23 protein-coding genes are annotated in these 23,745 nt (G+C 62.0%); 6 read left to right on the plus strand and 17 right to left on the minus strand.

The window, feature by feature from the left end:
- Positions 1-234: 234 nt before the first annotated feature.
- Positions 235-465 (minus strand): hypothetical protein, encoded by a 231-nt coding sequence (locus LCH64_RS10860; protein ID WP_226500238.1) that lies wholly within the window; start codon positions 463-465, stop codon positions 235-237.
- A 41-nt stretch (positions 466-506) separates the two neighbouring features.
- Here LCH64_RS10860 and LCH64_RS10865 point away from each other — a divergent pair, with 41 nt between their 5' ends.
- Positions 507-875, plus strand: coding sequence for a hypothetical protein (locus tag LCH64_RS10865; protein WP_003225866.1), 369 nt, complete (start codon positions 507-509; stop codon positions 873-875).
- Positions 876-912: 37 nt separating this feature from the next.
- On the opposite strand, the gene LCH64_RS10870 is transcribed toward LCH64_RS10865, so the two are convergent.
- The 7 genes from LCH64_RS10870 to LCH64_RS10900 form a co-directional block, all read right to left on the minus strand.
- Positions 913-3,042: a TonB-dependent receptor gene (locus tag LCH64_RS10870; protein WP_226500239.1), complete on the minus strand. Its 2,130-nt coding sequence runs from the start codon at positions 3,040-3,042 to the stop codon at positions 913-915.
- Between the two features lie 225 nt (positions 3,043-3,267).
- The gene (locus LCH64_RS10875; RefSeq protein ID WP_226500240.1) at positions 3,268-4,812 is read right to left on the minus strand and encodes a class I SAM-dependent methyltransferase; all 1,545 of its coding nucleotides are present in this window, start codon (positions 4,810-4,812) and stop codon (positions 3,268-3,270) included.
- An 85-nt stretch (positions 4,813-4,897) separates the two neighbouring features.
- On the minus strand, positions 4,898-5,770 hold the full coding sequence (locus LCH64_RS10880; protein ID WP_226500241.1) for an AraC family transcriptional regulator: 873 nt from the start codon (positions 5,768-5,770) through the stop codon (positions 4,898-4,900).
- A gap of 210 nt (positions 5,771-5,980) precedes the next feature.
- Positions 5,981-6,475 (minus strand): hotdog domain-containing protein, encoded by a 495-nt coding sequence (locus tag LCH64_RS10885; protein WP_003225858.1) that lies wholly within the window; start codon positions 6,473-6,475, stop codon positions 5,981-5,983.
- A gap of 8 nt (positions 6,476-6,483) precedes the next feature.
- On the minus strand, positions 6,484-7,641 hold the full coding sequence (locus tag LCH64_RS10890; protein WP_226500242.1) for a GGDEF domain-containing protein: 1,158 nt from the start codon (positions 7,639-7,641) through the stop codon (positions 6,484-6,486).
- A 108-nt stretch (positions 7,642-7,749) separates the two neighbouring features.
- Positions 7,750-8,778: an NAD(P)-dependent alcohol dehydrogenase gene (locus tag LCH64_RS10895; protein WP_103521990.1), complete on the minus strand. Its 1,029-nt coding sequence runs from the start codon at positions 8,776-8,778 to the stop codon at positions 7,750-7,752.
- Between the two features lie 56 nt (positions 8,779-8,834).
- Entirely contained in the window at positions 8,835-9,083 is a 249-nt protein-coding gene (locus tag LCH64_RS10900; protein ID WP_103521989.1) for a hypothetical protein, read from the minus strand.
- Between the two features lie 170 nt (positions 9,084-9,253).
- Here LCH64_RS10900 and LCH64_RS10905 point away from each other — a divergent pair, with 170 nt between their 5' ends.
- Both LCH64_RS10905 and LCH64_RS10910 read left to right on the plus strand, forming a co-directional pair.
- On the plus strand, positions 9,254-9,898 hold the full coding sequence (locus LCH64_RS10905) for a hypothetical protein (protein ID WP_003225851.1): 645 nt from the start codon (positions 9,254-9,256) through the stop codon (positions 9,896-9,898).
- 86 nt (positions 9,899-9,984) lie between these two features.
- Positions 9,985-10,326, plus strand: a complete 342-nt coding sequence (locus LCH64_RS10910) for a hypothetical protein (protein WP_103484147.1) — start codon at positions 9,985-9,987, stop codon at positions 10,324-10,326.
- 113 nt (positions 10,327-10,439) lie between these two features.
- Here the strand turns inward: LCH64_RS10910 and LCH64_RS10915 are convergent, their stop codons facing one another.
- Complete coding sequence (locus LCH64_RS10915) at positions 10,440-11,438, minus strand: zinc-dependent alcohol dehydrogenase family protein (RefSeq protein WP_226500243.1); 999 nt, start codon at positions 11,436-11,438, stop codon at positions 10,440-10,442.
- 163 nt (positions 11,439-11,601) lie between these two features.
- Here LCH64_RS10915 and LCH64_RS10920 point away from each other — a divergent pair, with 163 nt between their 5' ends.
- The gene (locus LCH64_RS10920) at positions 11,602-12,555 is read left to right on the plus strand and encodes a helix-turn-helix domain-containing GNAT family N-acetyltransferase (protein WP_226500244.1); all 954 of its coding nucleotides are present in this window, start codon (positions 11,602-11,604) and stop codon (positions 12,553-12,555) included.
- A gap of 117 nt (positions 12,556-12,672) precedes the next feature.
- Here the strand turns inward: LCH64_RS10920 and LCH64_RS10925 are convergent, their stop codons facing one another.
- The 6 genes from LCH64_RS10925 to LCH64_RS10950 form a co-directional block, all read right to left on the minus strand.
- The gene (locus LCH64_RS10925) at positions 12,673-13,152 is read right to left on the minus strand and encodes a GNAT family N-acetyltransferase (protein WP_226500245.1); all 480 of its coding nucleotides are present in this window, start codon (positions 13,150-13,152) and stop codon (positions 12,673-12,675) included.
- Between the two features lie 68 nt (positions 13,153-13,220).
- Positions 13,221-14,225, minus strand: a complete 1,005-nt coding sequence (locus tag LCH64_RS10930; RefSeq protein WP_226500246.1) for an XdhC family protein — start codon at positions 14,223-14,225, stop codon at positions 13,221-13,223.
- 10 nt (positions 14,226-14,235) lie between these two features.
- Positions 14,236-15,588 (minus strand): cytochrome c, encoded by a 1,353-nt coding sequence (locus LCH64_RS10935; protein WP_226500247.1) that lies wholly within the window; start codon positions 15,586-15,588, stop codon positions 14,236-14,238.
- Positions 15,589-15,605: 17 nt separating this feature from the next.
- Positions 15,606-17,858 (minus strand): molybdopterin cofactor-binding domain-containing protein, encoded by a 2,253-nt coding sequence (locus LCH64_RS10940; protein WP_226500248.1) that lies wholly within the window; start codon positions 17,856-17,858, stop codon positions 15,606-15,608.
- Positions 17,858-18,313: a (2Fe-2S)-binding protein gene (locus LCH64_RS10945; protein ID WP_011333895.1), complete on the minus strand. Its 456-nt coding sequence runs from the start codon at positions 18,311-18,313 to the stop codon at positions 17,858-17,860. The genes LCH64_RS10940 and LCH64_RS10945 overlap by 1 nt, the downstream gene beginning before the upstream one ends.
- A gap of 89 nt (positions 18,314-18,402) precedes the next feature.
- Positions 18,403-19,335, minus strand: coding sequence for an AraC family transcriptional regulator (locus LCH64_RS10950; RefSeq protein ID WP_226500249.1), 933 nt, complete (start codon positions 19,333-19,335; stop codon positions 18,403-18,405).
- 243 nt (positions 19,336-19,578) lie between these two features.
- On the opposite strand from LCH64_RS10950, the gene LCH64_RS10955 reads away from it, so the two are divergent.
- Together LCH64_RS10955 and LCH64_RS10960 are read left to right on the plus strand one after the other, a co-directional pair.
- The gene (locus LCH64_RS10955; RefSeq protein WP_226500250.1) at positions 19,579-20,775 is read left to right on the plus strand and encodes an MFS transporter; all 1,197 of its coding nucleotides are present in this window, start codon (positions 19,579-19,581) and stop codon (positions 20,773-20,775) included.
- 113 nt (positions 20,776-20,888) lie between these two features.
- The gene (locus LCH64_RS10960) at positions 20,889-21,617 is read left to right on the plus strand and encodes a type 1 glutamine amidotransferase (protein ID WP_226500251.1); all 729 of its coding nucleotides are present in this window, start codon (positions 20,889-20,891) and stop codon (positions 21,615-21,617) included.
- On the opposite strand, the gene LCH64_RS10965 is transcribed toward LCH64_RS10960, so the two are convergent.
- Positions 21,614-21,970 carry a hypothetical protein gene (locus LCH64_RS10965; RefSeq protein ID WP_003225830.1) on the minus strand — a complete coding sequence of 119 codons (357 nt, stop codon included), beginning with the start codon at positions 21,968-21,970 and terminating at the stop codon, positions 21,614-21,616. The two genes, LCH64_RS10960 and LCH64_RS10965, sit on opposite strands and share 4 nt — an antisense overlap.
- A 908-nt stretch (positions 21,971-22,878) precedes the next feature.
- Positions 22,879-23,718, minus strand: coding sequence for a glutathione-dependent disulfide-bond oxidoreductase (gene yghU / locus LCH64_RS10970; RefSeq protein ID WP_226500252.1), 840 nt, complete (start codon positions 23,716-23,718; stop codon positions 22,879-22,881).
- Between the last annotated feature and the right edge of the window lie 27 nt (positions 23,719-23,745).

Genomic DNA, 23,745 nt, shown 5'->3' on the forward strand with positions numbered 1-23,745 from the left:
TGGCAAGGCAAGTGGATTCGGATCGCTTCAGGCTTGTCCGTTTTGCTTGCGGTCAGACTAGGCAGGAGGGGGGTATCGGTAAAATATTATTAAGCTGGGATGTGAATACAAATTGCTGAAGCAGAAGAGGTGAAGCCAGTAAAAACGCGGCTTGCAGGACAGGGGGAGAGTTGTCCCGGGCAGGAAAACCCGGGACAGGAAGGTGAAAATTCACTCTTAGAGGGGAGCGTCGCGTCAGTTACCGTCGGCAACCTTGCGTTCGATCGCATCGGTCTTACGCTTGAGTTCCTCGGCGTTCTGCTCCATGACGCGGGTGGAGGTGGGAGTAATCACCTCGTCCACGACACGGGTATCGTCGTCGCTGTCCTGCAGATCGCGGTTCACCACATCCACCGGTTTGCCCGAGGAGTCGAGCGGTGGCGCGTTATGAGGTGTTGCAGGCTTGATATCGTCGGTGCTTTTCATTTCTCATACCTCCATTGACCTACAACGTTGGATACGAAGCCATGACGGGAGTTCGAGAAATTTCACGGGTGACCGCAGCCGCCCTCGGCTGCGCGCTGCTGATCGCTGCAAATTCGACGCAAGCCGCCAGTTTCGACTGCGACAAGGCCAAATCCATGGACGAAAAAGCCGTCTGCGCCAACCGCGCCTTGAACGACCTGGACGTCACCATGGGCGAATTGTTCAGCCTCGATAAACGCCTGCTGCCGATGGGCGGGCGCGATGCTCTGATCGGCGAACAACAGGCCTTCCTCAAAAGCCGCAAGGCCTGTGGCGCGAAGCTCGATTGTTTGACCGATTTGTATCAGAAGCGGGTCGTTGCGCTGCGCAGCATCATCGAGACGCGGGTGATGACGCAGGGGCCGTTTTGACCCACTGCGTTTTTCTGCTGCTGGTCAGGTCATGCCGTCAGAGCAAACTCCACGACACCCCGACATAAACCCCCAGCCCTTCACCCGGCGTAGACCGCGCCGCATCCAGGCCCTTGTCGTCATACCCCGGCGTGACCGTCGCGGCGTAGTGTTTGTTGGTCAGGTTGCGCAGGTCCAGCCAGGTCTGCCAGTCGTTTTTCGGCGCGTTGTAGCCGACAGTGGCGCCGAACAGTGCGTAGGGATCGGCGTAGTAGCTGTTGGCGTAATCCACCGCGACCTTGGACACCAGTTGCGTATTGACCGCCGCGAAGAAACCCTGCGGCCAGTCGTGGCGCAGTTCGCCCTGGTAGTAGTGCATCGGCAGGCCGGGCAGGCGGTTGTCGCCGAAACGCTGGTCGTCGCGGTAGTGGAAATCGCTGAAGGTGTAGGCCTGGCGCAGGCTCAATTTACGTCCGTCGGCCGCTGACCACAGTGTGCTTTGCAGGCTGGCTTCCACGCCTTGGTGCACGGTGGGGCTGGCGTTGAGTTCGTACGGGGTGACGGCGTTGGCGTCCGGCAGTACCGAAAGCAATTCGTGGCGCACCTGCGCGTAGTACCACGCCAGGCTCCACTGGCCGAGTGCGCTGTCGCCGCGGCCGCCGAGTTCGAGGGTGGTTGCGGTCTGGTTTTGCAGTTTGATCGGGTCGCTCTGGGTGCCGGTCGCCGCACCGTTGCCGGCGGGGAAGCGGATGTTCGAGCTGTAGATCAGCGACCACGGGTGTGGTGCCTCGACTGAGCGGCTGAGGTTGCCGAACAGTTGCAGATCCGGCGTGACCTGATAGCGCAGGCCCAGACGCGGGGCGTAATCCCAGTCATTCAGGCTGGTTTTGCCGCCGCTTTGCGGATAGGTGACGGCGCTTTCGCGGCGGGTGTAGATGGCGGCGAGGCCGGTGGTCAGCCACAGGTCGTCGGCGAGTTCCAGGTCGTTGCCCACATGCAGCACGGTGTCCGAACCCTGATAGGTGAAGTTGCGCATGCGTGTGCCCGGCACATACGCGGCGGTGTTGCCGGACGGGATGCGCACGAATTCACTGGCGCCGTCGTTGGGCAGGTGTTTGGTGGTGCGCAGGCCCACGGTGCTGCGGCTTTCCATACCGAACACGGTATCGCGGCGCTTGTAGTCGAAGGTGCCGCTGACGTCGGTGTAGGCCACTTTCAGACGGTTCGGGCCTTCGCGCAGGTCCATCGGGTAGTCGTGATAGACCAGCCCGGTCTGAATGCTCGAATCGTCGTCGATGTAGTAGGTGGTCTTGTTGCCGATGAAGGTGCTGCCCGGTTGTTTGCGGCTGTCGTCGCGCGACACATAAGCCGGGTTGGCCGCCCGCGGATCGTGCTCGATCGAGTGCTTGGTCACGCGGCCGGCGAGGTCGTTGTCGGTCTCGCGATAGCGGATATAGAAGCGGGTTTCCAGGTTCGGATTGAAGCGATAGCCGAAGTTGGCGATCACGCCTTTGCTCTCGCTGGCGGTGTGATCCTGATAGCCGTCGGCGTTCGAGTCGGTCAGCGACACGTAGTAATCGAAGTCGCCCAGCACTTGTCCGGAGCTGACTTGCCGCTGCTGATAACCATGGCTGCCGGTGGCATAGCGCACCTGCAGTTTCGGCGCGTCGTAACCGGTGTGGCTGACGTAATCGACGGCGCCGCCCAGCGCCAGGGCGCCGCGATCAAAGCCGTTGGCGCCGCGCAGCACCTCCACATGATCGAGCCACAGCGGTTCGAGCAATTCGTAGGGCGTGCCGCCGGGGCCGGTCAGCGGCAGGCCGTCGAGCAGGGTGTACAGCCCCGAAGCGTGCGCGCCCGGCGCCCGGTTGATCCCCGAACCACGGATCGAAATCTTCACCCCTTCGTTGCCCGCCGATTGCGCGTAAACCCCCGGCTGATACGCCAGCACGTCCTGATTGCTCGCCACACGACCCTGCAATGGTTGGCGCATGTCGACCACGTTGCTGCCGCCTGGCACTTGCGCCAGGCGCGCTTGGGCCTCGGCGACGGAGGCATCTGCGCCGCTTTGTTCCTCAGCCGAAATCAGCACCTGGCCCAACTCCATGCCTTTGGGTTCCTCGGCCATGACCGGGCAGGCGAGGGCCAGGCCCAGCAGGGCAGAGGGCAGGGATTTGGGCGACGGCATCGAGAAACTCCAGACAGACAGGGACGGGCAATGAACAGTGCGACGCAAGAAGGAACGATGGAAACACATGGCAATTTTGCTTTTTTTGCCGGGGAGCGAGATGACAGGAGCGGCGTGGATTTTTCAGGAGGCGGCATTAAACGCCGTAAATGCAGGCGGCTGGCCGCTTTCGATCACGGCCAGTCGCACGGTTTGCCTGCACGTCAGCCGACGCGCATGGAAGGATCAGGCAATTTTCAACGCCATGAGAATATCCAGCGGAGTCTGGGCAAATGCCCGCGCCTGTTCGGTCATCTCGGCCAGGTTTTCTTCGGGCGTGAGCAGCGGCTGGTCACCCTTGAGCAGCACTTCGCCTTGATCACCGATGACGGCCCATGCCAACTGCGCCCACTCGCTCGGTTGTGTCATGCCTTGCTTGATCGAAATCAGGAACAACTGCTGCACGCGGCTGATCGGTACGCCACCACCGGTGACCGGGCTGGCCAGCACCTGAATGTTGTTGTTGAACAGCGCGCGTTTGCACAGTTGCAGGTTGAGAGTGTCGCAACGCTCCTGCACCTGCCTTTCGGCGGCTTCGCTCTGGCACGGGGCGGCGACGCCCATGCCGATCAGCACGGTGACAGCCTGCACCAGGTCGTCGTAAGACACGGAGCCGACGGCCATCGACAACTGCTGCAGGGTTTTCGGTGCGTAGGCACTGGCGGCGAGCGCTTCGAGCACCGGGCTGTAAATCTCTGTTTGCAGCGCAGCCTCGCCGGCGGGACCAGTGACCGTGCCGGGAATGCTCTCAATCGCTTGCAGCAGGACAAAACGCGTTCTCAGCAGGCCATCGCGCTGCTCGGCAGCAGACAGCCGATTGGCGCCGCGTACATACAGATCCCGGCGGAAATTCTGATTGATGAAATAGTCGCGCGCCTGTTCCCGCATGATCGGGTGCTCGATACCTTCCAGAAAGTCCATGCCTTCTGCACTCAAATTCAGCGGGGCCACTGTGTCCAGCGGCACGGCCGTGGTGGCGTAGTCGAGTTTGGCTGCGGTCATGGCGTCGACCACGTCAGTGAAGTACATGCAGTCCCAATTGCGGTTGAAGTACTCATGGGCCACGTACTGACGATTCTGGCCCTTGATGCTCTGCAACTGGGCACCGAGGGCCGGCGCCGCTTTGGCGTACTTCGGATTGGCCGCCAACAGTGCTTCGGAAAACTGCATCGCGGCATCGATGCGCTTGGCCGGGCTGGTCGAGGCCTGGCTGGCAAAGCGGTTGTGCAGGCTGAACAGATTGCGCAAGGGTGCCGAAGGTGACCAGCCCGGGAAGCAGTTGTAGCTGACGTACAACATGCCCCCTGGCTTGAGGTGGCGCCGGGCGAATTCGACGATCAGTTTCTGGTTGTCACGGCTGACCCAGGTCCAGATGCCATGCAGGCTGATGCTGTCGAAGGCCGGCAGGTCATCACGGGCCAGCAACTGCTCGAAGCTGTCGTCATACAGTCGTGCCTGACTGTTCCAGTCATTCGCCAGCGCAATGGCATGCGCGGCCTGGGACGGTGTGAAGTCGGTGCCGACATAGTTGCCCGGGTTGGCGGCGGCGTGGATGTTGATTGAAACACCCTGGCCGAAGCCCAGTTCGCAGTGGTAACCGCCGGTGTCTTCGAGGGTGGCAAAACCGCGCAACAACAAACAATAACGCTGGAACACCGGGTTGATTTCCCGGCTATACGAGTAGGTGTAGCCCTCGTCGGTGAAATACCCTTCGTTCCAGGCATTGCTCATGTTTACATCCTTCAATTCGCGAGTGAGCCGCTCTTATAAAGGGTTGTCATTACGCACCACAAGCGGAAAAACATGTAAGTGAATCTTACGATTGCAAAGGCACATAGATGTCCGTCTGCCATTGCTCCTGCGGGGTCTCGGGATACACGCTCAGGTAATGGAAAAACAGCGGATGATCGCGCAATTCCTCACCGCTGGCCGGCAACCAGTCACGGTAGACCGGATAGATGGTTTCGCCGATATGATCCGGCGAACCGACGTGCCGCACCACCACGCAACGTCCACCGGGAATGACGAGTTCCCCCACGCCGAACGTATTGGGTGCTACCGGCTCTTCGATCTCGCCACAGATGGCGAAGCGAAAATCCTGCGCCGCAGTGGTGTCGGGGTTGTTGTAGGGAATGCCGAAGGTACGACTCGACGCCACGGGCGACTGCCCGCTGTGCATGCGCCAGGCGATGAATTTCTGCACGCTTTGCTGAACCTCCCCCGGTGCGCCGCAGTGCTCAAGCGCTGCGACGCGCACGGTGGGGAAATCGACGATTCGTGTTTGCATGATGACGCTCCTGGAGAAATGAGGGATGGCAAACACCGCATTCCAGATCTGCCAGTTCGGTTGCTTCCTGAAGGCACTCGGCGACAGGCCGAAATCGCGCCGGAACGCCCTGCTGAACGCTTCCGGGCTTTCGAAACCGGCGCCAGACGCGACATCCAGTATCGAATGCTCCGGCTGCGCGGCCAGCCGATGCGCAGCCCGGCGCAAGCGCATCAGCTGCACATAGCGCGACACCGGCACGCCAACGAAGGCGCTGAATTGCCGATGGAAGTGAAACACCGAAAAGTTCGCCAACTGACTCAACGTACTCACCGAGAGGTCGCCTTCGAGATGCGCGTCGATGTAGGCGAGTACGGCGTTGAAGCGCCGGGTGTAGGCGCGCTGGGTCGGCAGGTCGGACACTGGGTGGAAACTCCTGGAAGTGCGGTCGGCTATAGCCTCGTCGATTTTGGCGTAGGCGCGCCTAGCCGGGTTTGCTCAAATGTCATTCCTGTAGGAGCTGCCGAAGGCTGCGATCTTTTGAGGTTGATTTTTGGCGTCCTCCATCAAGGTCAGAATCAAGAGATCGCAGCCTCGTTGCACTCGACAGCTCCTACAGGGGAGCGTGTGGAGTCAGCGGCCGTGCGCTGCGTCCGCCAGTTGCCCGGTATCGACCCGCACGAACACCGAATCGCCCACCGCCGTCAGCACCTCCCCGGCGTACACCTCGCAAATCACCCGCGTCTTGCGCCCGACCTCGCCCTCGACCCTGGCGCGCAAGGTCAGGGTGACGCCCATCGGCGTGGGTTTGATGAATTTGATGCCGAGGTTGCCGGTCACGCAGTCGATGCGCGGCAGGCTGCCTGGTTCACGTTGTTCGTGGCGGTAGTGCCAGGCCATGGCGGTCCAGTTGGAATGGCAGTCGATCAGCATCGCCAGCAGGCCGCCGTACACCAGGTCCGGCCAGCCACAGTATTTGTCGTCCGGCAGATGTTCGGCCATGACGTGCACACCGTCCTCGTGCCAATAGCTTTTGACGTGCAGCCCGTGGGGGTTGCGGCCGCCGCAGCCGTAGCAGACGCCTTCGGGGGCGGCGAGGTCTTGCAGGGGCGTCTCGGAACGGGTCATGGGTCTGGTCATCCTGAAGTGGTGAGCCCGGTCAGGCGCAGGCGATTGCGGCCGCCGCGCTTGGATTCGTAGAGCGCGGCGTCGCCTTGCTCGATCAGTGCCGCGAGGCTGGCCGGCGGCTGGTTGAACAGGGTGGCGCCGATGCTCAGCGTCACCGGTTCGGCGGTGGGGAAGGTCTGGGCGGCGTTGCGCTGGAACTGATCGCGCAGGGCGTCGCCCAGTCTGACGATGTGATCACTGGGCGCGTTGCTCAGCAAAATCACGAACTCGTCACCGCCCAAGCGCGCGGCCAATGTCTCATCGGTGGTCTCGGTGCGAATCATTTCGCTCAAGGCGACGAGCAAACGGTCGCCGGCGCTGTGACCGTACTGGTCGTTGACCAGTTTGAAGTTGTCGATGTCGATCAGCAGCAGGGCGCCGGGATGCGCCGGGGAGACGTCCTGCAGCAGGCGCGGCGCGCGCACGTCGAGCGCGCGCCGGTTGTACAGGGCGGTCAGCGGGTCGCGAGCGGCCAATCGGGCGATCTGCTCTTCGCGCCGGTAACGTTCGGTGCCGGTCATCGACAGCGCGATCAGCATGATCGCCATCGCGCCTTCGACCAGCGAGATCTGGATGATGACGCCACGGAACGCGGCGAGGTCGATCAGCGTCCCCGGGATCATCACGGTCAGGGCCTTGGCCACATAGAACAGCCCATGGCCCAGTAGCACGTAGCGCAATTGCACCGCGCCGACGCTCAGCGATTTGCCATGCGGGCGCAGCAGCAGACTGGCCTTGAGCGTCGAGGCGGCCACCAGCAGCGAGTTGGCCGCCAGCATGACTTTCGACCACAGCGGCCCGTCCGGTAGCAACAGCATCACCAGCCAGCAGACGAAGATCAGGTACCAGGCGCGGGACAGGCGAATCTGGGTAAAGCGCGCCACGCCGAGTAGAAACAGGAAATGCGCGGTCACCAGCAAGCCGTTGGCAAACCAGATGCCGACCAGCAGAAAGCCGTTGCTGCGTAGCAGTGCCAGGGTGGAACCGACGGTAATCGTGGCGAAACCGGCGCTCCAGAACAGCAGCGAAGGCTCACGAATGCTGCGCCACTCGACCGCCAGATACAGCGCGGCAGCGGCGGCGAGAGCGATCGAGATGGTCAGCATCGTTGGTGGATCGAGCAGCATTTCTTGAAGCGCCTGTCTGAGGGGGCGGTTAGACGGGCGATTGTAAGCGTTCGGGGCTGTTTTGGCAGGAGGTGCGGCGGCTGCCCTCGCAGGCGCCGCACAGGATCGTCACTGACTCGCGTCCAGCACCACGCGATAGCGCGCCTTGCCACTGCGCAGATGATCGACGGCCTCGTTGACCTTGCTCATGGGAAACATCTCGACCTGCGGCAGAATCTGATGCCGGGCGCAGAATTCAAGCATGGTCGCCATGGTGCCGGGCGAGCCGACCGGGGAAGCGGACAGGGATTTCTGCTGGGGGATCAGATCGAACACATGCACCGGAATCGCGTTGGGCACGATCCCGACGAAATGCAGCCGCCCATTGCCGCGCAGGGTGGCGAGCATCGCAGTCCAGTCGAGGTCGGCGTTGGCGCTGATCAGCAGGAAGTCCAGGCTGCCGGCAATCGCTTTCAGCGCCTGGCTGTCAGTCGAGGCGACCACGTTATGCGCGCCCAGACGCCTGGCTTCATCCTGTTTGTTCAAGGACGAGGTAAACGCAGTGACTTCGCAGCCCCACGCGTTGAGAAACCGCAGTGCCAGGTGACCGAGGCCGCCAATGCCGACCACGCCGACCCGGTCGGTGGGTTTGACGCCGAACTGCAGCAACGGGTTGAACACGGTGGAACCGGCGCAGAACAACGGGCCGACCATCGCCGGATCAAGATTGGCCGGCACCGGAATCGCCCACGCCCAGTGCGAACGCAAGCGATCGGCAAAGCCGCCGTTGCTGCCGATAATGGTCGGTTGGGCGGTGCCGCACAGTTGCTGCGAGCCGCTGATGCACGACGAACAATGCATGCAGCTGCCCTTGTACCAGCCGATGCCGACGCGCTGGCCGAGTTCGAGGCCGCGCACTTGCGGGCCCATGCGCACGATTTTGCCGACCACCTCGTGACCCGGCACGAACGGGTAGCGGCTGATGCCCCAGTCGTTGTCGATCAGCGACTGATCGGAGTGACAGACGCCGCAATATTCCACCGCGACTTCCACGTCCTCTTCGCCCAAGGGGCCGGGATCGTAGCTGTAGCGTTCCAGCGGGGCACGGGCGGCGGTGGCGGCCCAGCCGTTGAAAGTTGCAGGTTCGCTGTTGCTCATGGGGGACACCTCCGGTTCGACTGACGGGACATTGGCAGCCCGGCAAGTCTAGTCGGTCATCGCTGTGGCGCGAGCCAGGTGTCGACGATCCGCCGATCCAGTTCTTCCCAGTACGCCATACCCAGCACGCGCGTGGTGTTCAGCCCGCGCAGATAACCGCGCAACTGGTTGGCAGTATCGCGCTTGAGCTGCGCATTGGTGATGTTCTTGTCCAGCAACACGCTTTCGTACTGCACCAGGTATTCGGCCACCCGCTCGCGAAAGTCGGGCAAAACCGCGTCGCGGATCAGGTCAAAGGTTCTCAAATCGGCTTCCTCACTGTTGTTTTAGTCATTAGGGATGAGCGTGCATCAAACTTTATCGTCGGTAACTATCGCTAGAAGTAATAGTGACCATCACGAAACGCAAGTTCAGCTTTGCATTCAATAGGCGGAAAATCGCTTTCATTGAACACGCAGCTCAAGGAAATTGCGCGATGAAGACACTGACCCGACTGGCGCTGATCGCTCTGCTGATGAGCGGCGTGGTAGCCACGGCACCGTCTTACGCAGACGACGCCTGTGAGTGTCATCTTCAACCGATCGCCGGCAGCAGCGCGACCTTGCAGCATTCACAGACCGTGGGTGTGCTGTACAGCGAAAACACCCGGGAAAACCTGCAGTACCTGACGCGTTACCACGACATGGCGCTGCACGGTGCCAAGGATGCGCTGGACTCGCGGATTCGTGCAGCCTTTGTCCGCAGCTCCGATCCGGAGCTGGCCATCGACTGGTTGCTCAGCTCGCTGCAGCGTCAGTTCATGTCGGTGACCGTTTACGACAACCTCGATGCATTGATTCTGGCGCATCCGGACATCGTGGTGAAACTCGACACCTTCAACCGCTTGCTGACCCAGCAGAACAGCCTGTTCGAAGCGCACTTCATCGCGCGTTTCTACGATGCCGACCTGCAGTACATCGGCAAGGCCGAGGGCTCGGTGGAGAAACAGATCCCGTCGGTCTGGGTCCACGACAAAGCGGCGCAAGAGATTGCCGCGCAGATCGAGAAACAACGTGACCTGCAACTCAATGCCTTGAAGCAGTTCGACGCCTCGCTCAAGGCGCTGGTGGCTTCCAGCTGAACACTCAAAACCAAAAGGGCAGCGGCGGCGCCGTGACGCTGAACCGCTGCCGGTTGAACCGGACCTTTATTTTCAGGATTACCCCGATGCGTGCTTTGTTTGCCCCGACCCTGGCCGTTGCCTCCTTGCTGCTCGGCGGTTGCGCCTCCGCACCGAACGACCCGACGCTCACTTTGCACACCAACAAGACCCCGGCGCAATACGCCGATTGCGTGGTGCCGAAGCTGCAGGGCAGTGCGCTGAACCCGACCGTCTCGCAAACCCAGCGCAGCTACCGGATTGTGGTGCCGAGCAAGGTGTCGGCAGACAACGTGCTGGAAGCCTACAAGGCCGGCAGTGGCGGAAAGGTGTTCATCTACGAGCGCCACTTGCTGGCCTCGAATTTCCTGCCATCCAGCTTTGAACGCGCCGCCCAGGATTGCATCTGACCCGGCTGCGCAAACCGTTTTAACCGAGCTCCTTTGGTTGGCCGCAACCAACCAATACTTTGCCCCGCACCTCATTCGGTTGCGGGGCTTTTTTTTGCTGGAGTTTATGCGGCTCAGGCGACGTCGATCACCACCTTGCCAAGCGCCGTGCCCTGTTGCACCGCGTCATGTGCCTGTCGAGCCTGGCTGAGGCTGAAGCGTTCGGCATGCATCAACGGCTTGACCTTTCCTTCTTCGATCAACCGCGTGGCGTAGCCGAGGATTTCTGCGTGGTGCTTGCGCCCGACGCCGGTGAGCATCGGCAGCAACACGAAAATCCCCGACAGCGTGGCACTGCGCAGCGAGCCGGTGGCCAGATTGTGGGTGCCGAACGCTGCGCAACTGGTGACGTGACCGTAGAGGCGGATTGCCGCGAACGAATCATCCAGACTCTTGCCGCCGACGGTATCGTAGATCACGTCAAAACCCTGGCCGTCGGTGAACTGATTCACGTACTGCTCGACTGGCACGCTCTGGTAGTCGATGGCCGTGGCGCCGTAGCCTTCGACAATCGAACGTTTGCCCGGCGAGACCGTGGCGAACACTTCAGCGCCCAACGCGGCGGCAATTTGCACCGCCATGTGGCCGACACCGCCCGCGCCGCCATGCACCAGCACCTTCTGACCGGCCTTGACGTGTGCGCGGTCGACCAGACCTTCCCACGCGGTCAGGAACACCAGCGGCACCGCAGCAGCTTCACGGAAGCCGAGATTTTTCGGCTTGCGTGCCACCAGATCCGCATCCACGGCCAGGTACTCGGCCAGCGACCCCGGCAAACCGCGCACGCCACCGACCATGCCAAACACCTCATCGCCCACTGCCAGATGGGTAACGTTGGCGCCCACCGCTTCGATCACGCCGGCCATGTCAGTACCGAGAATCGCCGGCAGTTCCGGCATGGCGTAGGGCGCGTTGCCGGTGCGGATCTTGTAGTCGATGGGGTTCACACCACTGGCGATGATGCGCACCAAAACCTGGTTGTCCTGCGGCACCGGGCGTTCGATCTGCGCCTCGCGAAAGCTGTTTTCAGCGTAGTCATCAAGGATCAACGCGCGGATGGTGGATTGGCTCATTACGACGCCTCGCTGTCATTTCAGGGAAAGGGGCCATGGTGGAACCTGCCGGGAGGTTTGTCGACCGGATACTGTTCGCCGTTACCCAGCGTAGTCGGCGCATTGCACAGAGATTGCGGAATATGGTTGTATCGTACAACTATGTTCTCAGTGGTGGCTTGTCATGACTATTCCTCCAGCCTTGATCGAAGATATCCGCACGGCGTCACGCACGATGGTGCGGGAGTTGGGCTTCATGCGCGCCACACTGGCGGCGACCGACTATTCCGCCTCCGGCGTGCACGCATTGCTGGAAATCGAAGCCGGGGACGGCGTCAGCGCTGCGCAACTGGCGCAAAGCCTTGGCCTTGAAAAGTCCAGTGTCAGCCGCATGGTCGGCAAACTGATCAAGGCCGGGGAGATCGAAGAGCGCGCCGCCGAGGACGCCCGGGTCAAGCATCTGCACCTGACGCCGCAGGGCCGGCAGACCGTTGCCGACATTCATGCCTACGGCCAGGCCCAGGTCAGCAAGGCACTGAACACGCTCAATCCGTCGCAACAACAGAGTGTGGCGCAGGGCCTTTCAACCTACGCGCATGCGCTCAAGACCATCCGCCTGGGTGCTGACCGGCCGCTCGCGCCGAATCTGCACATCAGCGCCGGCTATCGCCCCGGCCTGATCGGCCGCGTGGCGCAAATGCATGCGGATTATTATTCGCGACATTCCGGTTTCGGCGCGATCTTTGAAAGCCGCGTCGCCAGTGGAGTGGCGGAGTTTGTCGGGCGCCTCGATCAGCCCTGCAACCAGATCTGGGTGGCGACGCTTGATGAGCGCATCGTTGGCTCGATCGCAATCGACGGCCAGGATCTGGGCAGCAATCAGGCGCATTTGCGCTGGTTCATCCTCGATGACGGCTGCCGCGGCAGTGGCGTCGGCCGGCAACTGCTGAGCGCGGCGGTGGAGTTTTGCGATCAGCGGGGTTTTGACGCGATTCAGCTCTGGACCTTCAAGGGCCTCGACGCCGCGCGCCGACTGTACGAAGCGGCCGGGTTCGAATTGACCATGGAAGAGCCGGGCAGTCAGTGGGGCAGCGTGGTGACGGAACAGCAGTTCACCCGAGCAGCCGTCTCACGTTGAAGGTTGATTCAGCGTCATCACGTAGGCACTGAACATGTCCGCCAACCCATCGGCGAAAGCTGTGATTTCCTGATCGCTGCGCGCAGTGCCGGAAAAAGTCTGGACGAGGGCAACTCACTACAAACGCATGCCCATTTCGACAGCCCGAGTCTCAAAGCCGAACTCCGCATACATCCGCGCGGCACGGTTATTGAACGGCCATACGGTCAAACGCAGATCCTGGGCATCCTGTTCGATCGCCCAGTTTTTCACCAGATTCATCAGCCCACGGCCGATGCCTTGTCCCGAAAACTGTTCGGCGACACACACCGAGCCGATGCGAACGACATTCTGCGGTTGCATCAACGGCCCTGAACTGGCCGAAAGGCTGGCCGTGATAAACGCCGCAGGTTGATCGCCCACATGGGCGATGAACACAACGTGACCGGGTTTTTCGAAAAGGCCTGACCAGTGGGGCAGGTCACGGGAAAATTCCGCAGTGGGTGGGGCATAGATGTCGGGGCGGGCAGTGTGATGCACGTCGTTGAGCAATTGCCCCAGCTCACACATGCTCAACGCGTCTGCGCCCGTCGCGGTGCGGTAAGTGATTTGTTCCATGTTGTGCGGTGCTCCTTGATTACGCGCAAGCCGCGAACGGCGCTGTTGATCGTTATTGTTCCAGCCAGTCAGGCTTCCTGCGCCTTGGAGCTGGCGATTGAAAACTCTTTCGGCAGGCTGGCGCCGTTCTTCGCGGCAAGGATCTCGGCCATCACGCTGACGGCGATCTCCGCCGGTGTCTTGCTGCCAATGTAGATGCCGATTGGCCCGTGCAGGCGCTCGAGTGACGCTTGGGTTTCACCAAAATGCTCGATCAGACGTTCGCGGCGCAGCTGACTATTGCGCCGCGAACCGATGGCGCCGATGTAAAACGCCGGGCTGTGCAGGGCTTCGAGCAGTGCCAGGTCGTCGAGTCGCGGATCATGACTCAAGGCGACGATGCAGGTGCGCAGATCGACCGCGAAGTCGCGCACCACGTCATCGGGCATGCCGATGATCCGCTCCACGCCGTTCACCGCCCAGGTTTCGATGTATTCCGCACGTGGGTCGCACACCGCGACCTTGAAGCCGTTGAACAGGGCCATGGTCGCCAGATACTCGGCCAGCGCGCCGGCACCGATCATCAGCAGCCGATACCCCGGCCCGAGGGTATTGAGCATCTGTTGGCCGTCGAAACTGAATTGCTCCGGGGTGGCCGTGGGTTGCAGTGTGACCTGACCGTTATCCAGTGCCAGGCAGCGGCGCACCAGTTGCCCGGCATCCAGTTGCACCAGCAGTTCGTCGAGCACCTGCCAGGACGGGTTGAACTCGAGAGTCAGCTCAAGCGTGCCGCCACAGGGCAAACCGAAACGATGCGCCTCGTCGGCGCTGACGCCGTAGCGCACCACCTCGGGCGCGGCGTCCTTGAAGCCGCTGCCGCCATGCACGGTGGTGTAGCGATCGATCAGGTCGTCCTCGATGCAGCCGCCGGACACGCTGCCGACCGCGCGACCGTCGTTACGCAAGGCCATCATCGACCCTGTCGGGCGCGGCGAAGAGCCCCAGGTGCGCGCCACCGTGGCGAGCAACACTCGCTCGCCGGCGGCGAGCCAGTCCCGCGCGGTGCGCAGGACCAGCAAGTCGATGCTTTCCATCAAAGCTCCTCTAACGCATTTGCAGGATGATCGGGCTGCTGCTGGCCGGATCGGTGTGTTCACGCAGCTTGTTGACTGCCTGCGCTTCAACGGCATCGCCCTTATTGCCCCAGGTGCTGCGCATGAAGGTCAGCACTTCAGCGATCTCTTGATCCGACAACTGTTCACGGAAGGCCGGCATGCGATAGGCGTCCGGCACTCCGGCGGCCACCACCCGCTGCGAACCGTTGAGGGTGATGTTGATCGCCGAGGCACTTTCCTTGGCCAGTGCCGAGGTGGCGCCGGCCAGCGGTGGCATCCATTGCGACTGGCCCTTGCCGTCGAGGCCGTGGCACGAAGCACAGCGCGTGACGTAGGTATGAGCACCGGGCGCGTCCAGACGTTCCGTCGCCGAAACCGCTTGGTACTGCCAGGGTTGGCCGTCGCGCTGTGGGTCCCCCGGCAACGACTTGAGATAACGGGCAATCGCGGTCAGATCGTCATCGCTCATGAACTGCGTGGAGTTGTTGAACGCCTCGGTCATCGAGCCGTAAACCACCGCGTGTTTGTTGCGCCCGGTCTTGAGGAACTGCACGATCTCCGGTTCGCTCCAGCGGCCCAGGCCGGTGTTGTGGTCATCCCGCAGGCTCGGCGCGTACCAGCCATCGAGCAAGGCGCCGGCGAGGTACGGCGTGGCGGATTCATCCAGGGCCTTCTCGTTGAACGCCAGACCGCGTGGCGTATGGCAACTGCCACAGTGTCCTGCGCCTTGAACGAGATAGGCGCCGCGGTTCCACACTTCATCCTGCGACGGTTTGGCCACGTAAGGTCCGGTATCGGCAAACACACCGTTCCACAGGGCAATCGGCCAGCGCAGGTTCAACGGGAAAGGAATCGCACTCGGGATATTCGCCTGCTTGACCGGTGCCACGCCTTTCATGAAAAACGCGTACAGCGCCCGCACGTCGTCGTCACTGAGCTTGGCGTAGGACGGGTAGGGCATCGCCGGGTACAGACGACGGCTGTCGGGTGCCACGCCATGGCGCACCGCACGGTCGAAGTCCGCCAGGCTGTAGCGACCGATGCCGGTTTCCGGCTCCGGGGTGATGTTGGTCGCGTGAATCGCGCCCAGAGGTGTGGCCATTTCCAGGCCGCCAGCGAACGGTGCACCGCCCGGCACGCTGTGGCACGCGACGCAATCGCTGAGTCGGGCGACGTATTCGCCACGGGCTACCAGCGCCGTGTCGATATCGGCCACGGCGGTTTGGGTGTTTTCAAGGCGCGAGACAGGCTCGCGGGTGACATACCAGGCCAGCAGGCCTGCCGCGACCAGGCACGGCACTGCCAGCCAGCCAGCGGTTCTTGCGAATCGGCGGTTATTCATGGACGCTCCGGCGCTGATCAAGTGAAGGTGTGTCGGCTCATGGGCAGGCTGCGCACCCGTTGCCCGGTCAGCGTTGCCACCGCATTGGCGACGGCGGGTGCGACGGCGGGCAGCGGTGGTTCGCCGATGCCGCCCATTTTTTCCCCGCTCTCGACAACACGCACGTGGACCCGAGCCATCCGCGCAGGCGGCAGGATCGGATACAAGTCGTAGTTGCGCGCGCGCGGTTTGCCATCAATCCACACGGCTTCCTCCACCAGCGTCTGCGACAATCCGAGCGCCACCGCGCCATTGACCTGCGCTTCGACAATCGCCGGATTGACGATGCTGCCGGGGTCGATCGCCTGCCAGATGTCGTGCACCTTGACCTGACCGTTCTCGATGGAGACCTCGGCGATCACGGCGGTCTGGGTACCGAACGGCGACGCCATCGCCACGCCTCGCGCACGTTTGCTGCCGTCCGCCGCGGTAAACGGCCCACGCTTCCAGCCACCCGACAGCTCGCCCACTGCTTGCAGCAGCGTGGTCAGTCGACGGTTGTCGCGCAGCAGATGCAGGCGCAGTTCGAACGGGTCCTTGCCGCCCTTGTCAGCCAGTTCGTCAAGGAACGATTCATAGAAGAAGTCGTTGAGCGAATTGCCCACCGAACGCCAGTAACCGAGCATCGCCGGGCCTTTGGCGTAGATCTGCGCGATGCGCTTGTTGGGGATCGCGTAGGACTTGCCGGATAAGCCTTCAAGCGCCGTCGGGTCGAGCTTTTCACCCTGCTTGCCGGCAAGCGCCTCGGTCGGACCTTCGGTGGCGCTGATCGCTTCGATTGCCAGCGGCCAGCCGTCGTTATCCAGCGCGGCGCGGAAATTCACGGCGGCTACGGGACGCAGCACGTCGCGCAGGAACTCTTCCTCGCGACTCCAGATCAGTTTGACCGGGCGGCCAACTGCCTTGGACAGCTCGATCGCCTGGGGGTAGGGGCTGGCGGCGTCGTAGAGGAAATGCCGACCGAAGAAGCCCCCGAGCAATGGCGAATGCAAGGTAATCCGCGACGGGTCCAGCCCCGTGCGTTTGGCGATGTCCGCACGGAACATGTCCGGCGCCTGATTCGGCAGCCAGACTTCCAGCGAACCGTCGGGATTGAATCGGGCCAGCGCCGACGGCGGCTCCAACTGGCCGTGGTTCAGGTACTGGTTGTGGTAGGTGGCGTCGATCCGGGTCTTGGCACTTGCCAGAATTGCAGCCACGTCGCCTTCATTTTCATCATCCTTGGCCGGGCCTTTGTCTTCAGCCAGGCGCTTGAGCCAGGCATCGCTGGAAAAGTCTGCAGGCATCGGCCGTACCTTGCTGTCGGCCGTGGGTTCCTGCCAGTCGACCTGAATCGCTTCCACTGCACGTTTGGCGTGCCACCAGCGCTCGGCGACCACCGCCACGGCACCCGGCAGACGATGCACGGAATGCACGCCTTTCATCGCCTTGACCTGCTCTTCGTTACGCAGATTGCCCACGGTCATCCCCAGACGCGGGGCATGTTGAACGGCGGCGTGGAGCATGTCGTCGACCTTCAGGTCGATGCTGTAGAGTGCCTTGCCCGTGGACTTGTCGTAGGCATCGACACGCTTCACCGGTTTGCCGATCCAGCGGAACTGGCTCGGATCACGCAGCTGCACCGAGGCCGGATCGGGAACCGGCAGATCCATGGCGTGCTCGGCCAGTTCGCCGTAGACCACCGAGCGGCCCGACTTCGCGTGCACGACTTTGCCGGGTTCGGTGCTCAGTTCGCCCACCGGCACCCCCAACTGCTGGGCGCCCGCCTGCAGCAGCATGGCGCGGGCGAGGGCGCCGAGGCGGCGCATCACCGGGTAACTCATGCGCACCGACATGCTGCCGCCGGTGATGCGCATGCCGTTTTCCATCACCACATAGGCTTCGCCGGGCGGCGCGGCTTCCACCAGGAAAGTCGCCGGGTCGGCATCCAGCTCTTCACCGACGATCTGCGCCATCGCGGTGAACGTACCTTGTCCGCCTTCCATGAACGGGCAGAGCAGGCGCACGCGGTTGTCCGGACGGATTTCCAGAAACGCCGGGACTTGCGTGCCGCGCTCGGCAGTCGCGGCCGCCACGGCAGCTTGCACGCGCGTCGCACCCAGCGGCAGACCGAAGCCAAGCACCAGTGCGCCGACGGCGGTGCCGGCCAGGAAACGTCTGCGCGACACGTTGATCGGTTCGTGCAGAGTCAGTGCCGAGGCTTCCTGAGCAGGATCGATACGCACGTTCATCAGGCGTCTCCCTTGCCGGCCAGCTCATGCACGGCGGCATGAATGGCGTTGTACGTGCCGCAGCGGCACAGGTTGACCATCGCCGCCTCGATCTGCGCGTCACTTGGTTTGGGGTTTTGCTTGAGCAGCGCCGTGGCGGCCATCACCTGCCCGGACTGGCAGTAGCCACACTGGGCGACCTGCAGATCGACCCAGGTCGAGACCACTCGTTTGCCCACTTCATCGGCCTCGATCGCCTCAATGGTGGTGACCTCACGGCCAACCACACCGGCCACCGGCGTGACGCACGAGCGCACGACATTGCCGTCCACCAGCACGGAGCAGGCGCCGCACTGCGCCAGTCCACAGCCGTATTTGGTGCCGGTCATGCCCAGGTCATCGCGGATCACCCACAGCAGGGGCGTATCGGCGTCGGCATCGACCTGATAGGTTTTCTGGTTGATTCGTAGTTCCATGGTTCACCCGCTCGATCATCGGTTGACGTGCATTTTTATAAGCGGTGACACGCGGCGTGGCGCCTCACCGGTAAAGCGTGTTCTTTTGCTCAACTGTTCGCGTTGCCCAGCGCTTCTGCGGCGTATGGCTCGCCCCGCAGCAGCGCCATGTCACGACTCGGTGCGGTGCCGTAGAGGCGTGCGTATTCGCGACTGAACTGCGAGGGACTTTCATACCCGACTGCAAACGCCGCTCGCGAAACGTCCAGACGCTCCATCAACATCAGTCGGCGCGCCTCGTTCAATCGCAGCCACTTCTGGTACTGCAGCGGACTCATGCCGGTGAGCTGGCGGAAATGGTGGTGAAAGGTCGGTGCGCTCATCTGCACCCGCGCCGCCAGTTCATCGATGCGCAGCGCCGCGCTGTAGTTGACCTTGAGCCAGTCGATGGCTTTGGCGATGCGATAACCCTGGCCATCGACGGCAGTGATCTGCCGCAGCCGCGCACCTTGATCGGTATGGAGCAGCCGATAGTGGATTTCCCGCAGCACCAGCGGCGCCAGCAGCGGGATTGCCTCAGACTCATCGAGTAATGCCAGCAGGCGTTCGAGCGCGCCTTGCAGCGCGCACGACATGTCGCCAATGCCAGCGCCTGCACCCGTGGATGAATGCCGCTTGGCCGGCAGGCCAACCTTGGTGATGACCTCGGCGAGCATGCTCACATCCAGTTTCAGCACCAGCCCGACACAGGGCTGTTCGGGGCTGGCAACCAGCACTTCGGAGTTGGCGGGCAGATCCAGTGAGGTGACCAGAAACCGCGAAGGGTCATAGCTGTAACCTTCACCCCCGACCCACAAGCGCTTTTCCCCACGGCCCACCAGAATCAGGCTCGGCTCGATCATGCACACGGCCGGTGGCGCCGGCTGATCGCGACGAAACAGCGACAGCCCGGGTATGGCCGTGGGGAAGTCACCCGGCACGCTCACGCGCGGGTCAATGTTCAACGCCAAAGGTGATTCGTGGCGCAGCGGGGTAGTGATCATGTCGGGCAACTCCTGTTGATCGAACTCTAGTCCGCTGAACAGACGTTTCCTATACATCACCCTGCATCCTCAGAGGATCAGGCAAGCATTCAAGAGGAATGCACTAGGGCAGAGGTCAATCGACCGGGAGAATGTGTCAAACAATTACAGGAGAGCCGCGATTCGACAACGCGATCCTGGCACCGTGAAAAACAGTGCGTCCGGGCAATCGCCCGGACGCCTCTCGCAATACAGGTAGTTCCCATGACTTCCCTTTCTACAGAGCAACGCGGTTGGAGCGCCGTGCTGGCCATGTCGTTGGCCGCCTTCGCGCTGGTCGCTTCAGAATTCATGCCGGTCAGCCTGCTGACGCCCATTGCCGCAGAACTGCACATCAGCGAAGGCCAGGCCGGGCAGGGGATTTCCGTGTCCGGGGCATTCGCCCTGGTGACCAGCCTGGTGATTGCAGCGGTCGCTGCTCGCGTCGAGCGTAAGAAGCTGTTGCTGGGTCTGACCTTGCTGATGATCGTCTCGGGTACGGTGGTCGCGTTCGCGCCGGGCTACCCTTCGTTCATGTTCGGGCGGGCCTTGATCGGTATCGCTATCGGCGGTTTTTGGTCGTTGTCGGCGGCGACCGCAATGCGTCTGGTGCAGCCTGATCAAGTGTCTCGGGCACTGGCCATCGTCAACGGCGGTAACGCGCTGGCGACGGTCATTGCCGCTCCGGCGGGGAGTTTCCTCGGCGCGTTGATAGGCTGGCGCGGCGCATTCTTCTGTGTGGTTCCGGTCGCTGCGCTGGCGGCTGTGTGGCTACTGATCAGCCTGCCGTCCTTCAAGCTCGAGCGTCAGGCCGGTAGCGGCAATGCCCTGCGGTTGATGAAGCAATGGCCGGTCGCCTTGGGGATGGTCGCCGTCAGCGTATTTTTCATGGGGCAGTTCATGCTGTTCACCTACCTGCGGCCCTTTCTGGAGGTCGTCACCGGGGTCAGCGTTGCAACCCTGTCGTTGATGCTGCTGGGGCTGGGGCTTGCGGGTTTCATCGGGACCTTTGTGATTGAAAGATTCCTCGGCACCGGCCTGTACCGCACGCTGACGGTTATTCCGCTGATTATGGCGGTGATTGCACTGGCCCTTGTGAACTTCGGCGCATCGCCATTGCTCAGCGCAGTCCTGCTCGGACTGTGGGGGCTGGTCGCCACGGCGGCTCCCGTTGGCTGGTGGACATGGCTGGCGCAGACGCTTCCGGAGGATGCCGAAGCCGGCGGAGGGCTGCTCGTGGCCATCGTGCAACTGGCAATCGCCGGAGGGGCCATCGTCGGTGGGCTGGCGTTTGATCTGAGCGGTTCTAAAGCCACCTTCGAGCTGAGCGCTGCGGTGTTGGTGGTGGCGTCTGTGCTCGCCTGGTTTGCGGGGCGCAGTGCAACTGAGGTTCATCCTGTCGAGTCGAACGTGACCGGTTGAGAGAAGTGATTGTGGAGTTGGCAGCTCAGCTCCAGCAACGGACTTGCCAATGACACTAAGTGTCATATAGTCTTTCGCGCATCACTCATCCTGCTCCTCACCAAGGATCTCCAATGAACGTTCATTTCGTGGTTCACGAAGCATTCGAATCGCCCGGCGCCTATGAAACCTGGGTTCGCGAACGTGGCCATGAAGCGAGCTATTCGCGGGTCCATGCGTTTGACGCGTTGCCTGCGAGCGTCGAGAACATCGACCTGCTGGTGGTGTTGGGCGGTCCGCAATCGCCGGCGACGAGCAAAGAGCAATGCCCGCATTTCGATGCGGCCGCCGAGTGCGATCTGATCGTCAGAGCGATCAACGCGAACAAGGCAGTGGTCGGCGTTTGCCTGGGTGCGCAATTGCTCGGCGAAGCGCTGGGTGCTGCACATGGCCATAGTCCGGAAAAGGAGATCGGCAATTTTCCGATCACCTTGACGGAGGCGGGCAAGAGCAACCCCAAGGTTGCGCACTTCGGCGATGTGCTCGAAGTGGGGCATTGGCACAACGATATGCCGGGGCTGACGGCGCAGGCGAAGATCCTTGCCGTCAGTGAGGGCTGCCCGCGTCAGATTGTCGAGTACAGCGATCTGGTCTACGGCTTCCAGTGCCATATGGAGTTCACGACGGAGGTCGTGGAGCGCTTGATTGCCGCGTCCGGCGACGAGTTGGCGGCGGCGGTGGATCGGCGTTTCGTTCAGCAGCCGGCGATGCTACGAACCAATGCTTATGAGCAGATGAACCTGAAACTGTTCGAGTTCCTCGACAAGCTGGTTGCGCAGTATCAGCAGCAGCGCAAGGGCTAGGAATACCGGGCCAGACGATGACGCCAGTTGCCACCGTGAGTGCGTTGACACGCCTCCTCGGAGTCGAAACGCACGTTGCGGTCTGAAACAGGCACATTGATGTTGGCCTCATGCAGAGCAGCGGCCGTCAGTTCATGGATGCGTGCCTTGGCGTCAGTCAGGGCGAGATTTTTGTCGGCCTCGGTTTCGAACACCCAGATGACTTTCAGGGTTTGAGCCAGCGCGTTCAAATCAGCGGTGTGGGTGAGCCAGGTGAAACCTTTGATTTCGCCTTTTGCGGTCTCACACGCGTCAGTGAGCGTGGCAATCAAGCGCCGCTCGATTTGCGCCAGTTCACGTTTTCCAGGGGGCATTGCAGATCCTTCGGTGACAGTGGTGGTGTGGAGATGGGTTTATCCGGTGGGTCTTGCGAAACAGGGCATTGCGCGTCGCGCACTCATGTTGCTGTGGGAGCGGGCTTGCTCGCGAAAGCGGTAGGTCTGTGATGCCAGTGCTGACTGAGCCGGCGCCTTCGCGAGCAAGCCCGCTCCCACAAAGATTGCGGGTGATTGCGGATGCCCAATTCCAGCACAAGTCCCACTGTAATTGCTGGGGCTCTCAAATCCTCATGTCCAACCTGAACCCCTGTGGGAGCGGGCTTGCTCGCGAAAGCGGTAGGTCTGTGATGCCAGTGCTGACTGAGCCGACGCATTCGCGAGCAAGCCCGCTCCCACAAAGATTGCGGATGCCCAATCCAGCACAAGTCCCACTGTAATTGCTGGGGCTCTCAAATCCTCATGTCCAACCCGCTCCCACAATGATTGCGGGTGATTGCGGATGCCCAATTCCAGCACAAGTCCCACTGTAATTGCTGGGGCTCTCAAATCCTCATGTCCAACCCGAACCCCTGTGGGAGCGGGCTTGCTCGCGAAAGCGGTAGGTCTGTGATGTGAGTGTTGACTGAGCCGGCGCCTTCGCGAGCAAGCCCGCTCCCACAAAGATTGCGGGTGATTGCGGATGCCCAATCCAGCACAAGTCCCACTGTAATTGCTGGGTCTCTCAAATCCTCATGTCCAACCCGAACCCCTGTGGGAGCGGGCTTGCTCGCGAAAGCGGTAGGTCTGTGATGTGAGTGTTGACTGACCCGGCGCCTTCGCGAGCAAGCCCGCTCCCACAAAGATTGCGGGTGATTGCGGATCCCCAAGTCCAGCACAAGTCCCACTGTAATTGCTGGGGCTCTCAAATTCTCATGTCCAACCCGGATCCCTGTGGGAGCGCGGCGTCAATCCAGATCGCTGGCCTGATGCCGTTCAGGAACCTGGCTGGCCTCGTCACCCCAGGTGCGATTGACGCGCTGGCCACGAATCACCGCAGGGCGTTGAGCAATGTCTTCGGCCCAGCGCTGCAAGTGGGTGTAATTCTGTGCCGATAGAAATTCAGCCGCCGAATACACGTTATTGCGCACCAGTTGCCCGTACCACGGCCAGACCGCGATGTCGGCGATGGTGTAGCTGTCGCCGGCCAGGTAGCGGCTCTCGCCAAGGCGCCGGTCAAGCACATCAAGCTGACGCTTGGCTTCCATGGTGAAGCGGTTGATCGGGTATTCGAGCTTCTCCGGCGCATACGCATAGAAGTGCCCGAAGCCGCCGCCCAGATAAGGCGCCGCGCCCATTTGCCAGAACAGCCAGTTCAGGGTTTCCGTGCGGCCGGCGGGATCTTTCGGCAGGAAGGCGCCGAATTTTTCCGCCAGATACAGCAGGATCGAACCGGACTCGAACACCCGAATCGGTGGCTGCGCGCTGCGGTCGAGCAGCGCCGGAATCTTCGAGTTCGGGTTGATCTCAACGAAGCCACTGGAGAACTGATCCCCCTCGTTGATGCGGATCAGCCACGCGTCGTACTCGGCCTCGGTATGCCCCAGTGCGAGCAATTCCTCCAGGAGGATGGTCACCTTCACGCCGTTGGGCGTCGCCAGCGAATACAGCTGCAGCGGATGCTTGCCCACCGGCAACGTCTTTTCATGGGTCGGCCCGGCAATCGGGCGGTTGATGTTGGCGAACTGGCCGCCGGACGGCGCTTCGTGTTTCCAGACCTTGGGCGGTACGTAGGGCGCTTTACTCATGAAATGGGCCTCATCGTGGGTGTGCCG

Origin of the sequence: Pseudomonas sp. MWU16-30322 (assembly GCF_020515535.1) — a bacterium.
Lineage (GTDB): Bacteria > Pseudomonadota > Gammaproteobacteria > Pseudomonadales > Pseudomonadaceae > Aquipseudomonas > Aquipseudomonas fluorescens_H.

What these genes read in the sequence shown, in the direction of transcription:
- LCH64_RS10860 (WP_226500238.1), bottom strand. Translation starts at nt 465, where the DNA reads ATGAAAAGCACCGACGATATCAAGCCTGCAACACCTCATAACGCGCCA.
- LCH64_RS10865 (WP_003225866.1), top strand. Translation starts at nt 507, where the DNA reads ATGACGGGAGTTCGAGAAATTTCACGGGTGACCGCAGCCGCCCTCGGC.
- LCH64_RS10870 (WP_226500239.1), bottom strand. Translation starts at nt 3,042, where the DNA reads ATGCCGTCGCCCAAATCCCTGCCCTCTGCCCTGCTGGGCCTGGCCCTC.
- LCH64_RS10875 (WP_226500240.1), bottom strand. Translation starts at nt 4,812, where the DNA reads ATGAGCAATGCCTGGAACGAAGGGTATTTCACCGACGAGGGCTACACC.
- LCH64_RS10885 (WP_003225858.1), bottom strand. Translation starts at nt 6,475, where the DNA reads ATGACCCGTTCCGAGACGCCCCTGCAAGACCTCGCCGCCCCCGAAGGC.
- LCH64_RS10890 (WP_226500242.1), bottom strand. Translation starts at nt 7,641, where the DNA reads ATGCTGCTCGATCCACCAACGATGCTGACCATCTCGATCGCTCTCGCC.
- LCH64_RS10895 (WP_103521990.1), bottom strand. Translation starts at nt 8,778, where the DNA reads ATGAGCAACAGCGAACCTGCAACTTTCAACGGCTGGGCCGCCACCGCC.
- LCH64_RS10905 (WP_003225851.1), top strand. Translation starts at nt 9,254, where the DNA reads ATGAAGACACTGACCCGACTGGCGCTGATCGCTCTGCTGATGAGCGGC.
- LCH64_RS10910 (WP_103484147.1), top strand. Translation starts at nt 9,985, where the DNA reads ATGCGTGCTTTGTTTGCCCCGACCCTGGCCGTTGCCTCCTTGCTGCTC.
- LCH64_RS10915 (WP_226500243.1), bottom strand. Translation starts at nt 11,438, where the DNA reads ATGAGCCAATCCACCATCCGCGCGTTGATCCTTGATGACTACGCTGAA.
- LCH64_RS10920 (WP_226500244.1), top strand. Translation starts at nt 11,602, where the DNA reads ATGACTATTCCTCCAGCCTTGATCGAAGATATCCGCACGGCGTCACGC.
- LCH64_RS10925 (WP_226500245.1), bottom strand. Translation starts at nt 13,152, where the DNA reads ATGGAACAAATCACTTACCGCACCGCGACGGGCGCAGACGCGTTGAGC.
- LCH64_RS10930 (WP_226500246.1), bottom strand. Translation starts at nt 14,225, where the DNA reads ATGGAAAGCATCGACTTGCTGGTCCTGCGCACCGCGCGGGACTGGCTC.
- LCH64_RS10935 (WP_226500247.1), bottom strand. Translation starts at nt 15,588, where the DNA reads ATGAATAACCGCCGATTCGCAAGAACCGCTGGCTGGCTGGCAGTGCCG.
- LCH64_RS10940 (WP_226500248.1), bottom strand. Translation starts at nt 17,858, where the DNA reads ATGAACGTGCGTATCGATCCTGCTCAGGAAGCCTCGGCACTGACTCTG.
- LCH64_RS10945 (WP_011333895.1), bottom strand. Translation starts at nt 18,313, where the DNA reads ATGGAACTACGAATCAACCAGAAAACCTATCAGGTCGATGCCGACGCC.
- LCH64_RS10950 (WP_226500249.1), bottom strand. Translation starts at nt 19,335, where the DNA reads ATGATCACTACCCCGCTGCGCCACGAATCACCTTTGGCGTTGAACATT.
- LCH64_RS10955 (WP_226500250.1), top strand. Translation starts at nt 19,579, where the DNA reads ATGACTTCCCTTTCTACAGAGCAACGCGGTTGGAGCGCCGTGCTGGCC.
- LCH64_RS10960 (WP_226500251.1), top strand. Translation starts at nt 20,889, where the DNA reads ATGAACGTTCATTTCGTGGTTCACGAAGCATTCGAATCGCCCGGCGCC.
- LCH64_RS10965 (WP_003225830.1), bottom strand. Translation starts at nt 21,970, where the DNA reads ATGCCCCCTGGAAAACGTGAACTGGCGCAAATCGAGCGGCGCTTGATT.
- yghU (WP_226500252.1), bottom strand. Translation starts at nt 23,718, where the DNA reads ATGAGTAAAGCGCCCTACGTACCGCCCAAGGTCTGGAAACACGAAGCG.